We start from the raw sequence: 14,339 nt of genomic DNA, 5'->3' as shown, positions 1-14,339 counted from the left end.
GAAAGAGAGTGTAGCGAAGCGACGGTCGACCCGGTCTACCGGAACCCCATCGCCTCGATCTGTTCTTGGTACCGATTGCGGATGGTGACCTCGGTGACCTGCGCAACGTCGGCGACCTCGCGTTGCGTCTTCTTCTCGTTGCAGAGCAGCGAAGCGGCGTAGATGGCGGCGGCGGCGAACCCGGTCGGCGACTTCCCCGACAGCAGTCCCTTCTCCGCGGAGACGTCGATGATCTCCGTCGCCTTCGCCTGCACCTCCTCGGAGAGGTCGAGCGCGGAGGCGAACCGCGGGACGAACTGTTTGGGGTCGACGGGTTTGAGTTCGAGCCCGAGTTCTTGGGAGATGTAGCGATACGTGCGACCGATCTCCTTCTGCGGGACGCGCGACACTTCGGCGACCTCGTCGAGACTGCGTGGAATTCCCTCCTGGCGACAGGCGGCGTAGAGCGCACTCGTGGCGACGCCCTCGATGGAGCGTCCGCGGATGAGGTCCTCGTTGAGCGCGCGTCGATAGATGACCGAGGCGACCTCTCGCACGGAGCGTGGCACGCCGAGCGCGGAGGCCATCCGGTCGATCTCCGACAGCGCGAACTGGAGGTTGCGTTCGCCGGCGTCCTTCGTGCGAATGCGTTCCTGCCACTTGCGCAACCGGTGCATCTGGGAGCGCTTCTCCGAGGAGAGCGACCGCCCGTAGGCGTCTTTGTCCTTCCAGTCGATGGTCGTCGTCAACCCGCGGTCGTGCATCGTCTCGGTGATGGGCGCGCCGACCCGGGACTTCGACTGCCGTTCCGAGTGATTGAACGCACGCCACTCCGGGCCTCGATCGATCGACTGCTCGTCGATGACCAACCCGCAGTCGTTACAGACGAGCTCCCCTTGATTGGCGTCCGTGATGATGTCAGTCGAATCGCACTCCGGACAACGTACGGTCTCGTCCGCTTCCTGTTCGACCTCTTGCGCTTGCTGACGCTGACGAGTTGGACGCTCCATTATAAGGTTTGTGGACGAGAGCGAATTTAAACCTTTGTACCACTCGGCTTCGACACACGTATTTTTCGGAATTTTTTGCCGGTAAGTCGGTCCAAGAATAGAAACCTGTCGGTGTGTGACTCGGGATTTATATAGTGGGATTCCGAACGGTTCCGAACGATGGCTCGCGCGCGTCTCCTCCTCTGTCTCACACTCCTCGTCGTCACGGCCGGTTGTGCCTCGCCGACGACTTCCGACCCGTCGACGGCTACCAGTCCGTCGACGGCGACGTCGGTCGCGTCACCAGTCACCGAGACCACGGCCGGAACGACTGGGTCGCCGGTACCGTCGACTCGCCCGGTCGCCACCGCCACCGTCGTCGACGTCGTCGACGGCGACACGATCAAGGTGCGGTTCGAGGACGGCACGCGCGATACGGTCCGCCTACTCGGCGTCGACACGCCCGAGGTGTACTCCGAGAACACGCCCGACGAGTTCGAGGGCGTCCCCGACACCGACGCCGGTCGACAGTGTCTCGGTCGGTACGGCGAGCGTGCGAGCGAGTTCGCGACCGACCGACTGGCCGGCGAGACCGTCCGACTCGGCTTCGACGAGAACGAGGGACGTCGCGGCTACTACGATCGGCTGCTCGCCTACGTCTACCTCGACGGCGAGCAGTTCAACTACCGTCTCGTCGCCGAGGGCTACGCCCGGATGTACGACAGCAGTTTCGTCGAACGCGACCGGTACGCCGACGCCGAACGAGCGGCACAGGAGGCGAACCGGGGGCTCTGGAGCTGCGTGACCGCCGTCGCCGACGGCGGGACCACCACGACCGCGAGCGACGGCGAGACGGCCGACTTCGGTGACGCACCGCTCGACGTCACCGTCCACGCCGACGCCGCCGGTCCGGACGGAGACAACCTGAACGACGAGTACGTCGTGCTGACGAACACCGGATCGACGACGCTCGATCTCGGCGGGTGGACTGTCGCCGACGCGGCCGACCACGTCTACACCGTCCCGGACGGAACGACGGTCGCACCCGACGAGTCGGTGACGATTCACACCGGTGAGGGAAGCGACACCGCGGGAGAGCTCTACTGGGGACGAGCGTCCCCGGTGTGGAACAACGACGGCGACACGGTGACCGTTCGTGACGGAGACGGAACTGTCGTGACGACCGAGACCTACAGTTAGGAGATGTGTACACTACGCTCGTAAGGGGGGAGGGGAGCGTGTGACTCCCCTGTTGTGGTATGTGACAGGCCCACATTAGTCACTAGCATTATTGACGTTGTTTTTACTCAGTAATGATACGTTTCCTTCCGAGATATAACTTACAGACATTCACAAACACTTTTGTATAACCTCGAAATATGTATGAGTAGCATGAGCACGACCCATTCTCCAAAGGTGGAACGGGCGGTCTCGGCGTGTCGGCCGGCGGACGTCACCTCGGTGCGACTGGACGCGACGGCACTGGAGTCGACGGCGCCGTCGTACCTGCGCGATCTGAAGGCCGAACTCGCCGACGAGGGGTATCAGCCGGCGACGCTGGCCGTCACGGCCTGCTTCGACGAGGACTGCTCGCTCGCGACCCAGACGGAGGCCGACCACCTCCGCGAGTACGTCCGCGCCGCCGCGTTCCTCGGTGCGAGTCGCCTCGCCGTCGACGTCGACACCGTCGCTGCCCCCGAGAAGGTACGTCCGGCGCTCGACGCGCTCGCCGAACGCGCCGACCGGGAGGGCGTCCGACTCACACTGACGGACGACGCCGACCTCTCGCTCTCTCCCTGATGGCGACGAAATCCGCGCTCGAGGCACAGCTGTCGGTCGTCGCCGGCTTCGAGAACCCGCAGGCCGCGCTCGAACAGTATCCGACGCCGCCGGAGCTCGCCGCCCACGTCGTCCACGTCGCGGACCTCCAGGGGGACGTCGAGAGTCGGACCGTCGTCGACCTCGGGACCGGAACGGGGATGCTCGCGCTCGGTGCGGCGCTCCGCGGCCCCGCCCGCGTCGTCGGCGTCGAACTCGACCGCGCGGCGCTCGAGACGGCCCGCCAGAACGAGAAGCGGGTCGGGACGGCGGCCCCGATCCACTGGATACAGGCCGACGCCACGCGCGCACCGCTCTGTCTCGACGACCCCGTCACCGTCGTGATGAACCCGCCGTTCGGCGCCCAGGACGGTCACGAGGGGGCCGATCGGGCGTTCCTCGTCACCGCCGCCGCCGTCGCCGACGTCTCGTACTCCGTCCACAACGCCGGGAGTCAGGAGTTCGTCGAGGCGTTCGCCGCCGACAACGGCGGTGACGTCACTCACGCGTTTCAGGCGACGTTCGCGCTCGACCGGCAGTTCGACTTCCACGAGGCCGACCGCCGGGAGATCGACACCGAGGTCTACCGGATCGACTGGACCTAGTTGTACGTCTCTTTGGTCGCCACGCGAACCGTCGTCCCCGTCTCGGTCCGAGCCATCACCTTCCCCCCCTCGTTCGTGAACTCGACGTTCGCGAGCGTCACCGACTCGTTCGTCGCCGGGAGCCGACCGCGCGCCGTCTCGTTCGCGCTCTCGACCAGGAGGGTGTAGCCGTCGTCGTCGGCCGCGAGCGAGACGTTCCGTCCGGCGAGCATCGGTTCGGCCCGCCTCGACTCCGAGGCGAAGACGGGTGTCTGCTCGCCGTCGACCCCGAGGCTGACGCGGTAGACCGACCCGTTGCCGACCACCTCCCACCCCTCGCGAGTGGCCACGACGGTCTCGCGCCAGCCGAGCCCGCCGACGCGGACGGGGACGGTGCCGTCGAACGCGAGTCGCGACTTCGGGACGGCAGTGATCCAGATGTCGCGGTCGGCGCTCCGGACGATGACGCCCGAGGTGTTGACCGTCGTCGTCTCGCCGAACGCCTCGACGTCGGCGACGGCGACCATCCGGTTTTGGACGTTCTCGGCGTAGGTCACGTCGTAGTCGCGGACCGTGACGCGTTGCTCCGAGAGGTCGTCGTCCGCGACGGTGAGGAGGTTGACGCCGGCTCCCGGTCCCGCCAACGACGCCGTGACGAGAATGAGGGCGACGAACGTCACCTGTCGCCGCGAGAGCCGTGAGAACGACCCGCGAAGCGAGGTCGCTCGTCCGACACCGGCGGCGTCCCAGCGGGCGAACGGACCGTCGTCCGCACGGACGGCGAGCGTGACGAGCGTCGCCAAGAGGACGACGAGCGCCAGTCCGCCGGCGCGATAGAGCACGAACTCGCCGTTGCCGCGGAACCAGTAGACGGCCCACAGCGACTGCGAGACCGAGAAGAGCAGCACGCCGGTCCACAGGCGGAGCGCCGACGGGTGGTCGTCGCGACGGCGCTCCGAGAGCCACAGCGCGACGACCACGCCGAGCAGGAAGCCGAGTGCGTGTCCCTGCAGCGCGATGTCGGCGAACCACGGCGTCGAGAACACCTCCTGGCTCGACACGCGGGAGACGGGACGGAGGAACGCGCCGTAGGTGAGACGGAGCACTTCCCCGGCGACGAGCGCCAGCACGGTGCCCAGCGGGTAGTAGACGAGCGCGAACCCGGCGAACGCGAAGACGACGCCGGAGAAGCCGACGACCGGACCCAGTCCGAAGAACGAGGTCGCGAGTCCGACGAGAACGACCGCGACGGGAAAGAGGACGAACGCACGAACGTAGGGGTTCGTCCGCCACGACGAGAACGACGACTCGCCGCGTTCACGCGGGAAGTGGCCCCACGCGTACTCGACGAGCGGCGCGAACGTGAGTGTGCCGACGAGGTTGCCGACGAGGTGACCCGGTCCGGAGTGTGAGAACGGCGCGGTCACCATCCCGAGCAGGTAGGTGTAGGACCACGCGGTGAACGGGATCACCGTCGGCGCGTACCAGTGGTCGAGCCCGCCCTGCACGAAGAGGTAGACCGCGAGAACGAGACCGCTGCTGACGACCGTCCCCCACGGGACGCCGGCGACGAACCGCGAGCGGAGCTGTCGCCCCCAGCGCCCTGTCGGCCGGTCGAGCCACCAGACGACGCCGGCCGACAACGCGAGTGCGACGACGACCGCCGCCTGCTGGACGGGGAGGGTCTCGAGAGTCGGGACCATAGCTGACACTACGGCCCCCCGTTCTTGAATATCGCGGTGGGAGAGCGACAGCGACGGCTCTCGACGGCGTCGTCGCGTCGGGCGGCGACTGTCGCCACCGACAAAGCACTCCGAACTACAGTTTGGACTCGGCGTCTTCGGCGAGTTCTTCCATCCGCTTGCCGACGCGGCCGGCGCTGGAGAACTCGTCTTCGCTCATCGCGCTGGCGAGCGCGTTTCCGAGCACGAAGACGGCGTGTTTGTGCTCGCTCTTGGACTTGTGGACGTGCGAAGGGTCGACGCTGAGTTCCTCGTACGGTTCGAACAGCGAGCTGTCGACGTTCTCCTGCGACCGGAAGTACTCCATGATCGTCACCATTTGCTCGTGTAGTTCAAGCAGGTCGTCTTTATGCATAGGGAGCGATACGCACTTTGTCGTTTTAAGAATTGTTGCGTCCCTCTGCCACGGGGCAGAGAGAGGTCGTGTGCAGTCGTCTCACGGGTCAGAAGACGTACTCGTCTTCGTGACCCATCATACCGTCGTCTTCGAACCCCGGTTCGTTGTTGTCGTCCATAGGGCCGCTCGTCTTGTACGCCTTCATCCCGGTCGACAGGAGGTCTTCGATGGCTTCCTCGCGGTTCAGGAACTCGCCTTGTTCGACCATCTGGGCGATCTGCATCTCGAGATGTTCGGGGATGTTTAACTCTACTTTCGGCATCTGAACGTCCGACGCTTTGGATAGGGCGTATTTATAATTGACGGGCGGCGTCCCCTGTGAGTGGTCGCCACGAGAAAGAATGTTTCCGCCTGGCAAATCTGAGTTCACGAACCGGTTACGCACGATACAGGATGGAAAAACTCGTGGGAAGTCGTTAACCATAGGTAAACTGGGACCCAGGCTTCGATATGGCCGAGAACGTCACCGACGTCTATCGGGAGTTCGGCGGAGACAGACTGCCGCCGGGGCAGCGAAAGACGGACCGATTCCCCGTCCTGTCGAAGAGCGGGACCCCGTCGTGGGACCGCGAGACGTGGCGCTTCGAGGTGTGGGGCGCGGTCGACGACCGACTGGAGCTGACGTTCGAGGAGTTCACCGACCTGCCGACCGAGACGCAGGTACAGGACTTCCACTGCGTCACCGGCTGGAGCAAGTTCGACTGCGAGTTTACGGGCGTCTCGTTTCCGACGCTGGCGGAGGCCGCCGGCGTCACCGAGGACGCCGAACACGTGATGTTCCACGCGCTCGACGGCTACACCACCGACCTGACGCTCGAGGAGTGCATGCGCGACGACGTACTGTTCGTCTACGAGTACGACGGCGAGCCGCTCCCGTCCGACCACGGCGGCCCGCTCCGCGTCGTCACCCCGCACAAGTACGCCTACAAGGGGGCGAAGTGGGTCTCGGGCGTCGAGTTCCTCACCGATCACGAGTTGGGATACTGGGAGAAACGCGGCTACTCGGACACGGCGAACCCGTGGGAGGAGGAGCGGTATAGTTAGGGTAAAGGGCACGCGGCCCTGACAGCTTTTTAATGGGAGCGCCGCAACGCGACCCGGCGACCGTCGGCGAAGGGTTGGTCAGTCGGGCCGTGCAGATTCAGACGCCGCCGTTCCGAGCAGTTCTCGGCGACGCAGCCGCCCCTCGGACGGTCTGGAGCGCACCTGATGAGGCGACCGTCGTCGGCAGCGAGACCGCAGCGACGCTCACCGCCGAGGGACCCGACCGGTTCCACCGCATCCGCGACCGGGCGGAGCGACTGTTCGAGACGGGCAACGTCCACGCCGGCACCGAGGCCGCCTGTCCGCGACTGTTCGGCGGGTTCGCCTTCCACGACGACGGGGCTGAACGCCCCCCGTGGACCGACTTCCCCGGCGCACGGTTCGTCCTCCCGCGGGTGCAGGTGACTTACGCCGACAACGGGACGTGGCTCACCGTCAACGCCGTCGGCCCCGACGCCACCCCCGAGGCGGTCGAAGCGCGTCTCGAACAGGAACGCGAACGCCTCGCGAACCTCCCGGACCCCGGTCCCGTCGCGGACCCGCCGGGCGTCGTCGACCGCACGCGAACGACGGAGCTCGACGACTGGCGCGCCAGCGTCGAAGCCGCCGTCGACCGTATCCGCTCGGGCGAACTCCAGAAGGTCGTGCTCGCCCAGGCGCTGGAGTGCTCGCTGTCGGCCGACCTCTCGGTGCCGGACATCCTCGATCGCCTCGCCGAGAAGTACCCCGACTGCCACCGCTTCCTCGTCGAGCCCGCCTCGGGCGCGGCGAGTTTCTTCGGGGCGACGCCCGAGCGACTCGTCACCCGTCGCGGCCGAACCGTCGAGACGGGCGCACTCGCCGGCACGACCGGCCGCGGGGAGACCCCTGCCGAGGACGAGTGGCTCGCCGAGGAGCTGATGGAGTCGGAGAAGAACGTCCACGAACACGAACTCGTCGCCGACGCCATCCGCGACCAACTCGCCCCGTTCGCCGCCTCGATGTCAACCGGGGAGCGCACGGTCCGCCGACTGGCGACGGTCCAACATCTCTGGACGCCGATCACCGCCGAGCTCGCCAGCGATTACCACGTGTTGGACCTCGTGGAGGCGCTCCACCCGACGCCCGCCGTCGGCGGCCTCCCGCCGGAGAAGGCGCTCGACACGATCCGCGACACCGAGCCGTTCGACCGCGGCTGGTACGCCGCCCCCGTCGGCTGGATCGACGCCGCCGGCAACGGCTCGTTCGCGGTCGCACTCCGCTCTGCGGTCGCCACCGAGGACGTCGCGACGCTGTTTGCGGGCGTGGGTGTCGTCGCCGACAGCGACCCCGACCGCGAGTGGGACGAGGTGCAGTTGAAGTACCGACCGATTCTGGACGAACTAGAGCGCTAGAACCCCTGTTTGTACTCGCCGAACTCGTCGCGCAGGACGTTGCAGATCTCGCCGACTGTCGCGTAGGCTTTCACCGCGTCGACGATGTGCGGGAGGAGGTTCGCGTCGCCCTGTGCGGCGTCGCGGAGCGAGGCGAGCGCCGCGTCGACCGCCTCCGAATCGCGTCGCTCGCGGACGGCTTCGACGCTCTCGATCTGCTTCTGCTCCTCTTCTTCGGCCACCTCCTCGATGTCCATCTCCTCCTCCTCGTCGACTTGGTACTTGTTGACGCCGACGATGATGCGCTCTTCCTCTTCGATCTCGCGCTGTCGGTCGAAGGCGACGTCCTGGATCTGCTTCTGGACCCACTGGTTCTCGATGGCCTCGAGCATCCCGCCGCGCTCGTCGATCTCGTCGAGGATATCGAACGCCTCCGCCTCGACCTCGTCGGTCAGCGACTCGACGTAGTAGCTGCCGGCCAGCGGGTCGATGGTGTCGGCCGCGCCGGACTCGTGTGCGAGGATCTGCTGGGTGCGGAGCGCCGTGCGGACGGACTGCTCCGTCGGCAGCGACAGCGCCTCGTCTTTCCCGTTGGTGTGGAGACTCTGCGTTCCGCCGAGCACCGCAGCCAGCGCCTGGTAGCCGACGCGGACGACGTTGTTCTCGACCTGCTGGGCCGTGAGCGTCGACCCGCCGGTCTGGGTGTGAAACTTCAGCTGCTTCGACTTCGGGTTCTCCGCGCCGAAGCGGTCCTCCATGATCTTCGCCCACATCCGTCGGGCGGCGCGGAACTTGGCCACCTCCTCTAGAATGTTGTTGTGTGCGTTGAAGAAGAAGGAGAGTTGCGGAGCGAACTCGTCGACGTCGAGACCCGCCTCGATGGCCGCCTCGACGTACTGAATGCCGTTCCCGAGCGTGAACGCGATCTCCTGAGCCGCCGTCGACCCCGCCTCGCGGATGTGGTAGCCCGAGATGGAGATGGTGTTGAACTTCGGCGTCTCCTGAGCGCAGTACTCGAAGATGTCGGTGATGATGCGCATCGACTCCTCGGGCGGGTAGATATAGGTGTTGCGCGCGACGTACTCCTTCAGCACGTCGTTCTGGATGGTGCCGCGGAGTTGGTCGCGGTCGACGCCCTGCTTGTCGCCGACGGCGATGTACATCGCGAGCAGCACCGAGGCGGGCGCGTTGATCGTCATGCTCGTCGACACCTCGTCCAGCGGGATGCCCTCGAACACCTGTTCCATATCCTCCAGCGTGTCGATGGCGACGCCGGACTTCCCGACCTCGCCGGCGGCCATCGCCGCGTCGGAGTCGTACCCCATCTGTGTCGGGAGATCGAACGCCATCGACAGCCCGGTCTGTCCCTGATCGAGCAGGTAGAGGTACCGCTCGTTCGTCTCCGCGGCGGTGCCCATCCCGGCGTACTGCCGCATCGTCCACAGTCGGCCGCGGTGCATCGTCGGGTAGACGCCGCGCGTGTACGGTTCCTCGCCGGGGAAGCCGACGTCCTCGAGGTAGTCCTGATCGGCGACGTCGTCTGGCGTGTACAGTCGATCGACCTCCTGACCGCCGGTGTCGGTCGTGAACTCCTCTTCGCGCTCCCCGAACCGCTCCAAGGTGGGTTCGAGCGTCTCTTCTTCCCACTCCTCTTTCGCGGAACGAATCCGTTCCAGGTCGTCGGGGTCGAACATTGTCGAAGATGAGGATTGGGCGCTACTTAACTGTTGGATGACGGCGACGTGACTGGTTCGCCCGCCGTGACGTCTCGACTCGAGACCGACGTAGTAATGAGGTTCCCGTTCGTTCCGTTCGGTGATGAGTCGTTCCCGCCGACGGTTCCTCGAACTCGCTGGCGTCGGAACGGGACTCGTCGTCGCCGGCTGTACCGGTTCGACCGACGGGTCGACCGAGACGGCGACGTCCCCGACTACCGACGCGACGACCCAGCGACCCGAGGAGACGGAGACGAACACCCCCGAATCCGAGCCAACCATGAGCACAGTCTTTCACTTCGCGAGCGACGTCGACGAACAGAATCACGCGGTTGCAAACGTGGCGAACCTGCTGGCGGACGAGTCGACCGACGTCGAGAACGTGGTCCTCGTCGCCAACGGGAGAGGGATCGAGCTGCTGACCGAGTCGGGGTCGGAGGAGGTCGACCGGGTCCGAGAACTGCTCGACGAGGGCGTCTCCTTCCGCGCCTGCGAGAACTCGATGAAGGCGCTCGACGTCGACGAGTCGGAGCTCATCGACGGCGTCGAGACCGTCCCGGCGGGCGTCGGCGAACTCACGAAACTGCAGGTCCGCGACGACTACGCCTATATCGAGACGCCGTGAGCGGTCAGTCTCGGTTCGAGACGCGAACGTCGGTATACTTGTGTTTCGAGAACCCCGCAGCGCCGGTCTTCGGCACGTCGACCCACGGATAATAGAAGCCCTCACCGATGGGGTGGTACTTCGGGAGGAGGACGACGTCCTTCCAGTTTGCTTCCTCCATCGTTCGGCAGGCCTCCGCGCGGACGGCCTGGTCCGACTCGCTCGCCGTCCGGTGGGCTTCGATTCGTTCCCACGCAGCCTGTGCGCTGTCGGCGGCGGTGGATCCCTCCCAGTGGGTGAACGCCTCTGCCCCGTTCGACGGTGCAAGGAGTTGGACGAAGTTCTCTGCCGCCGGGTAGTCCATCCCCCATCCCCACGAGAACATCTCCAGTGATCCCTGCTCGCCACGGGTTCCGAGCGTGTTGAACGGCGCCTGTTCGAGTGTGAGCTCCACACCGACGCTCGCCAGTTTGTCGCGGAGGCGACGACTGGTCGCCTGCCACGCCGCGCTCTCGTAGGTCGTGAACGTCACCTCTGCGGGACTCTCGGGCGTGTAGCCAGCCTCGGCGAGCGTCGTCCGGGCCTCTTCGAGTCGCGTCTCGTCGGCACCGTAGGGGTACTCCTCGGCGTGCTTCTCGTAGCCAGCGACTCCCTCCGGAAAGAGGTTCGGCGGCGTGAGGTGAGTCGCCGTGATGCCACGGTTCTCGTGGACCTGGTCGAGGTCGGTCTGCTGGTTCAGCGCGTACGCGACCGCCCGTCTGACGGGTCTCTCGACCCGCGCTGCGTTGAACCCGATGTAGAACGTCGTCATCTGCGGAACCTGTAGATACTGAACCGTCGCACCGTTTCGCAGCGGACCGTAGTGGCCGACTCGACGTCCCGCTTCGTCGACCGTGTCGACGGTGACCTTCGTCTGGTCGAACTTCTCGTCGGGGATCCAGAAGGCGTCGGCGTTGCCGTTGAGTGCGTAGGTGAATCCGCTCGTCGGATCGCTGATGACCTGCCAGTGGATTCCTGCGACGACAGGACCGCTCCTGTGGTAGTCGCTGCGCGCACGGACCCGGTACTCGGTTCCCTGCTCCCATACGTCGAGCGTGAACGGCCCGGCGCCGACCGGCTCGGAAGTGGCGAACGTCTCCTGTGGGATTCTCCCGTCGTATCCCTCGACGTCGCCGACGGTACCCTCGGGAACGACGCCGAAGGCGGGATGCGCGAGGACGGCGAGCGTATCGTAGAACGGTTCTGTGAGTCGCATCCGGACCCGGTGGTCGTCGAGTGCATCGACGGCGAGACTGTGAGGAACGTACTCGTCGCGAGTCCCGTCCGCCGTCTCGACTGTCCGTGTTTCGTGGCCGATGCCGAGGAGATCGAGAACCGTCGACCGCCACTGGGAGTGTGGCGAACCGGCGAGTCGCTCGAACGTGTAGACGACGTCAGCTGCGGTGAGCGTCGAGCCGTCGCTGAAGGCGACGTCGCGTTTCAACTCGAAGGTGTACGTCGTCCCGTCGGCCGAGACGCCGACGTCCTCGGCGAGGAGAAGCTCCGGTTCGAGCGCAGCCTTCGGATAGTGGACGAGTCCGTCGTACAGTTGGGAGACGAGTTTCGTCGACGCCGAATCACGCGCCTGAGCCGGGTCGAGGGTGCGGAGGGGTTGTCCGATCATCTGGAAGGTCCGGGACGTGGACTCCTCGGCTGTCGGTGCGGATCCGAGACAGCCCGAGAGCGAGAGTCCAGAGACGAGACCACCTGTCGCTTTGAGCGCCGTTCGACGCGAGAGGGCCGTTCGTGTCATAGATGTAGGGGACCGTACGACGGCCACGACCGTTCGACTGCTCCGACGTTCGCGGCGTCGCAGGTTGTCCGCCGAGTCACCCTACGTGGTGAAAAGTCTCGCTAAGTTCGGTTCGGTGTCCTCCATTGAAATCAATAGCCTGCGCGGGGATAGAGTGGGAACTACACACACGAGAGTCAAGATCACGGCCCCATGTCATCATGGCGCTTGGAAAGCCTTGAAGCACGACTCGGATGAGTGTTCACACATGACCGTACTCCCAGACGACCTCGCACGGTTCGTCCGCGCCACCGGCCCCGCCCACGACGAGATCCAGGCAGAGATGGCCGACCACGCCGACGAACGGGGGTTCCCCACCGTCGGCTCCGAGGTCGGCGGCACGCTCCAGCTCCTCGCACGTCTCACCGACGCGCGTCGCGTCTTCGAGTTCGGGTCGGGGTTCGGCTACTCGGCGTACTGGTTCCTGCGCGGGATGGACGACAACGGCGAGGTCGTGCTCACCGAGGTCGACGCCGACGAGTTGGCGATGGCCCGCGAGTTCTTCGAGCGCGCCGGCGTCGACGACCGCGCGTCGTTCGAGGAGGGCGACGCCATCGACGTCGTCGACGGTTACGACGGCCCGTTCGACCTCGTGCTCGTCGACAACGAGAAGCATCGCTACGTCGAGGCGTTCGAAGCGGTCCGTGAGAAGGTGCCGGTCGGCGGTGTCGTCGTCGCCGACAACGTGATGGCGGGTCCCGTCGACTTCGAGTCGCTCCTCGCGCACGTCGACGGCGACGGGCTGGGTGACGCCGACGACGCCACCTGCGGCATCGCCGACTACCTCGACACCGTCCGCGACGACGAGGCGTTCGAGACGGTGACACTGCCGCTCGGCGAGGGGATCGCAGTGAGTACGCGCGTCCAGTAGTTCGGGGTTGCTTGTATATACAGCAATCAAGCATTTACGCTAGCCGGGATGAATTTTCATTGTCTCGGTTCGATGGGCGCAACTCCCGTTAGGAGGGGGTTCACATCGACGTATATTATGAGCAACAGCATACGCGATAGCTACGCTTCGGTCGTACAGAACATAGGAATTTCCGAGTTCTTCCGGAAGTACGGGCTCGCCTTCGTGATGGTCGCCAGTTACTTCGGGTCCGGGTCGGTCTTCATCGCCAGCTCTGCCGGGGTACGGTACGGCTACGGCCTGCTGTGGGCCGTCGTTGGCGCCGTCCTCCTCGGGTTCATGGCGCAGGACATGAGCGCCCGGCTCGGCATCTTCGGCGAACCGCTGATGGTGTTCGCCAGACGGAAGTTGGGGAGGACGGTAGCGACTGCGGTCGCGGTCCTCCTCTCGGTTGGGTGTGTCGCGTGGACGCTGGAACTGACCGCTGCCGTCGGGAAGGGGATCTCGGTCCTCGCAAACGGCGCAGTAGGCTGGCAGCCGCTGGCGTTCGTCGTCGGTGGGGCGGCTATCGTCGTCGGCATCCTCGACTACGGATGGGTCGAGCGAGTGATGACCGGGATGATGCTCGGACTGCTCGTCGCCTACGTCATCGTCGCGGGAGCGGCGTCGCCGTCGCTGTCGTCGGTCGCCACCGGGTTCGTCCCGAACGTCCCCGACGTGGGTGCGGTGACGCTCGCGGCCGGTATCCTCGGCACGACCGCGCTCTGGCCCAACTTCTTCCTCGAGTCGAACCTCGTGGGACAGAAGGGATGGGACGACGAGTCGGACGTCTCGTCGATGCGAACCGATCTCGGTATCGGCTACGCCGTCGGTGGGCTGACGACCATCGCCATCGTCGTCGTCGCCGCCGCGGTGCTCCGTCCGGCGGGTATCACGGAACTAGCGACGTTCCTCACGCCCGGTGAGGCGCTCGCCACGGTGCTCGGTGACTGGGCGATGGTCGCGTTCATCGTCGGTGCCGTCGCCGCCGCGTTCAACAGCATCATCCCCATCATGTGGGCACCCGCGTACATGATTCCGCAGGCGTACGGGATGGAGGTCACCGCCAACGACCGCGCGTTCAAGATCATCTACGCCGGCCTGACCGCCCTCGGCAGTCTCTCGCCGCTCGTCCATCTGACGCTCGGACTGAGCGTCGTCGACATGATCATCCTCTTCCCGGCCTACAACGGTGTGGTCGGTCTACCAATCACGGCCGCGCTGCTCCTTTGGGCCGTCAACGACAGCGAGACGATGGGGAAGCACAAGAACGGCTGGAAAATCAACGTCGCCAACAGCCTCCTCCTGATACTGGCCGTCTATCTGGCCTACTCGTCCGCAGAAGGCGTCTTCTCGGCGATCTTCTCGGGGAGCTTCTAACGACCACTCGTTTTC

General features: G+C 65.7%; 14 protein-coding genes. 8 read left to right on the top strand and 6 right to left on the bottom strand.

What is annotated here, in order from left to right; all coding sequences use genetic code 11:
* Positions 1–35: 35 nt before the first annotated feature.
* Positions 36–989, bottom strand: coding sequence for a transcription initiation factor IIB (locus BSG17_RS11745; RefSeq protein ID WP_089824258.1), 954 nt, complete (start codon positions 987–989; stop codon positions 36–38).
* A 159-nt stretch (positions 990–1,148) separates the two neighbouring features.
* On the opposite strand from BSG17_RS11745, the gene BSG17_RS11740 reads away from it, so the two are divergent.
* From BSG17_RS11740 to BSG17_RS11730, 3 genes are all read left to right on the top strand, one after another.
* The gene (locus BSG17_RS11740; RefSeq protein ID WP_089824256.1) at positions 1,149–2,168 is read left to right on the top strand and encodes a lamin tail domain-containing protein; all 1,020 of its coding nucleotides are present in this window, start codon (positions 1,149–1,151) and stop codon (positions 2,166–2,168) included.
* Between the two features lie 192 nt (positions 2,169–2,360).
* Positions 2,361–2,768: a DUF7961 family protein gene (locus BSG17_RS11735; RefSeq protein ID WP_089824254.1), complete on the top strand. Its 408-nt coding sequence runs from the start codon at positions 2,361–2,363 to the stop codon at positions 2,766–2,768.
* Complete coding sequence (locus BSG17_RS11730) at positions 2,768–3,391, top strand: METTL5 family protein (protein ID WP_089824252.1); 624 nt, start codon at positions 2,768–2,770, stop codon at positions 3,389–3,391. The genes BSG17_RS11735 and BSG17_RS11730 overlap by 1 nt, the downstream gene beginning before the upstream one ends.
* Here the strand turns inward: BSG17_RS11730 and BSG17_RS11725 are convergent.
* The 3 genes from BSG17_RS11725 to BSG17_RS11715 form a co-directional block, all read right to left on the bottom strand.
* A complete protein-coding gene (locus BSG17_RS11725; protein WP_089824250.1) occupies positions 3,388–5,073 on the bottom strand; it encodes a rhomboid family intramembrane serine protease in 1,686 nt (561 codons plus the stop codon). The two genes, BSG17_RS11730 and BSG17_RS11725, sit on opposite strands and share 4 nt — an antisense overlap.
* A gap of 115 nt (positions 5,074–5,188) precedes the next feature.
* Positions 5,189–5,467: a UPF0058 family protein gene (locus BSG17_RS11720; protein ID WP_089824248.1), complete on the bottom strand. Its 279-nt coding sequence runs from the start codon at positions 5,465–5,467 to the stop codon at positions 5,189–5,191.
* An 88-nt stretch (positions 5,468–5,555) separates the two neighbouring features.
* Entirely contained in the window at positions 5,556–5,771 is a 216-nt protein-coding gene (locus BSG17_RS11715) for a DUF7120 family protein (RefSeq protein WP_089824245.1), read from the bottom strand.
* Positions 5,772–5,959: 188 nt separating this feature from the next.
* Here BSG17_RS11715 and BSG17_RS11710 point away from each other — a divergent pair, with 188 nt between their 5' ends.
* Together BSG17_RS11710 and BSG17_RS11705 are read left to right on the top strand one after the other, a co-directional pair.
* A complete protein-coding gene (locus BSG17_RS11710; RefSeq protein WP_089824243.1) occupies positions 5,960–6,553 on the top strand; it encodes a sulfite oxidase-like oxidoreductase in 594 nt (197 codons plus the stop codon).
* Between the two features lie 32 nt (positions 6,554–6,585).
* The gene (locus BSG17_RS11705) at positions 6,586–7,926 is read left to right on the top strand and encodes an isochorismate synthase (RefSeq protein WP_089824241.1); all 1,341 of its coding nucleotides are present in this window, start codon (positions 6,586–6,588) and stop codon (positions 7,924–7,926) included.
* Here BSG17_RS11705 and BSG17_RS11700 read toward each other — a convergent pair.
* Complete coding sequence (locus tag BSG17_RS11700; protein WP_089824240.1) at positions 7,923–9,599, bottom strand: acyl-CoA mutase large subunit family protein; 1,677 nt, start codon at positions 9,597–9,599, stop codon at positions 7,923–7,925. The two genes, BSG17_RS11705 and BSG17_RS11700, sit on opposite strands and share 4 nt — an antisense overlap.
* A gap of 124 nt (positions 9,600–9,723) precedes the next feature.
* On the opposite strand from BSG17_RS11700, the gene BSG17_RS11695 reads away from it, so the two are divergent.
* Positions 9,724–10,245, top strand: coding sequence for a DsrE family protein (locus tag BSG17_RS11695; protein ID WP_089824238.1), 522 nt, complete (start codon positions 9,724–9,726; stop codon positions 10,243–10,245).
* Positions 10,246–10,249: 4 nt separating this feature from the next.
* On the opposite strand, the gene BSG17_RS11690 is transcribed toward BSG17_RS11695, so the two are convergent.
* The gene (locus BSG17_RS11690) at positions 10,250–12,016 is read right to left on the bottom strand and encodes an ABC transporter substrate-binding protein (protein WP_089824236.1); all 1,767 of its coding nucleotides are present in this window, start codon (positions 12,014–12,016) and stop codon (positions 10,250–10,252) included.
* A gap of 247 nt (positions 12,017–12,263) precedes the next feature.
* On the opposite strand from BSG17_RS11690, the gene BSG17_RS11685 reads away from it, so the two are divergent.
* Together BSG17_RS11685 and BSG17_RS11680 are read left to right on the top strand one after the other, a co-directional pair.
* Positions 12,264–12,926, top strand: coding sequence for an O-methyltransferase (locus tag BSG17_RS11685; RefSeq protein WP_089824234.1), 663 nt, complete (start codon positions 12,264–12,266; stop codon positions 12,924–12,926).
* A gap of 117 nt (positions 12,927–13,043) precedes the next feature.
* Positions 13,044–14,324: an Nramp family divalent metal transporter gene (locus BSG17_RS11680; RefSeq protein WP_089824232.1), complete on the top strand. Its 1,281-nt coding sequence runs from the start codon at positions 13,044–13,046 to the stop codon at positions 14,322–14,324.
* Positions 14,325–14,339 lie beyond the last annotated feature (15 nt).

The organism is Halogranum amylolyticum, from assembly GCF_900110465.1.
Classification (GTDB): domain Archaea; phylum Halobacteriota; class Halobacteria; order Halobacteriales; family Haloferacaceae; genus Halogranum; species Halogranum amylolyticum.
The sequence above is the reverse complement of the archived record's forward strand: the minus strand, read 5'-3'. Positions and strand labels throughout refer to the sequence as shown.

What these genes read in the sequence shown, in the direction of transcription:
- BSG17_RS11745 (WP_089824258.1), bottom strand. Translation starts at nt 989, where the DNA reads ATGGAGCGTCCAACTCGTCAGCGTCAGCAAGCGCAAGAGGTCGAACAG.
- BSG17_RS11740 (WP_089824256.1), top strand. Translation starts at nt 1,149, where the DNA reads ATGGCTCGCGCGCGTCTCCTCCTCTGTCTCACACTCCTCGTCGTCACG.
- BSG17_RS11735 (WP_089824254.1), top strand. Translation starts at nt 2,361, where the DNA reads ATGAGCACGACCCATTCTCCAAAGGTGGAACGGGCGGTCTCGGCGTGT.
- BSG17_RS11730 (WP_089824252.1), top strand. Translation starts at nt 2,768, where the DNA reads ATGGCGACGAAATCCGCGCTCGAGGCACAGCTGTCGGTCGTCGCCGGC.
- BSG17_RS11725 (WP_089824250.1), bottom strand. Translation starts at nt 5,073, where the DNA reads ATGGTCCCGACTCTCGAGACCCTCCCCGTCCAGCAGGCGGCGGTCGTC.
- BSG17_RS11720 (WP_089824248.1), bottom strand. Translation starts at nt 5,467, where the DNA reads ATGCATAAAGACGACCTGCTTGAACTACACGAGCAAATGGTGACGATC.
- BSG17_RS11715 (WP_089824245.1), bottom strand. Translation starts at nt 5,771, where the DNA reads ATGCCGAAAGTAGAGTTAAACATCCCCGAACATCTCGAGATGCAGATC.
- BSG17_RS11710 (WP_089824243.1), top strand. Translation starts at nt 5,960, where the DNA reads ATGGCCGAGAACGTCACCGACGTCTATCGGGAGTTCGGCGGAGACAGA.
- BSG17_RS11705 (WP_089824241.1), top strand. Translation starts at nt 6,586, where the DNA reads ATGGGAGCGCCGCAACGCGACCCGGCGACCGTCGGCGAAGGGTTGGTC.
- BSG17_RS11700 (WP_089824240.1), bottom strand. Translation starts at nt 9,599, where the DNA reads ATGTTCGACCCCGACGACCTGGAACGGATTCGTTCCGCGAAAGAGGAG.
- BSG17_RS11695 (WP_089824238.1), top strand. Translation starts at nt 9,724, where the DNA reads ATGAGTCGTTCCCGCCGACGGTTCCTCGAACTCGCTGGCGTCGGAACG.
- BSG17_RS11690 (WP_089824236.1), bottom strand. Translation starts at nt 12,016, where the DNA reads ATGACACGAACGGCCCTCTCGCGTCGAACGGCGCTCAAAGCGACAGGT.
- BSG17_RS11685 (WP_089824234.1), top strand. Translation starts at nt 12,264, where the DNA reads ATGACCGTACTCCCAGACGACCTCGCACGGTTCGTCCGCGCCACCGGC.
- BSG17_RS11680 (WP_089824232.1), top strand. Translation starts at nt 13,044, where the DNA reads ATGAGCAACAGCATACGCGATAGCTACGCTTCGGTCGTACAGAACATA.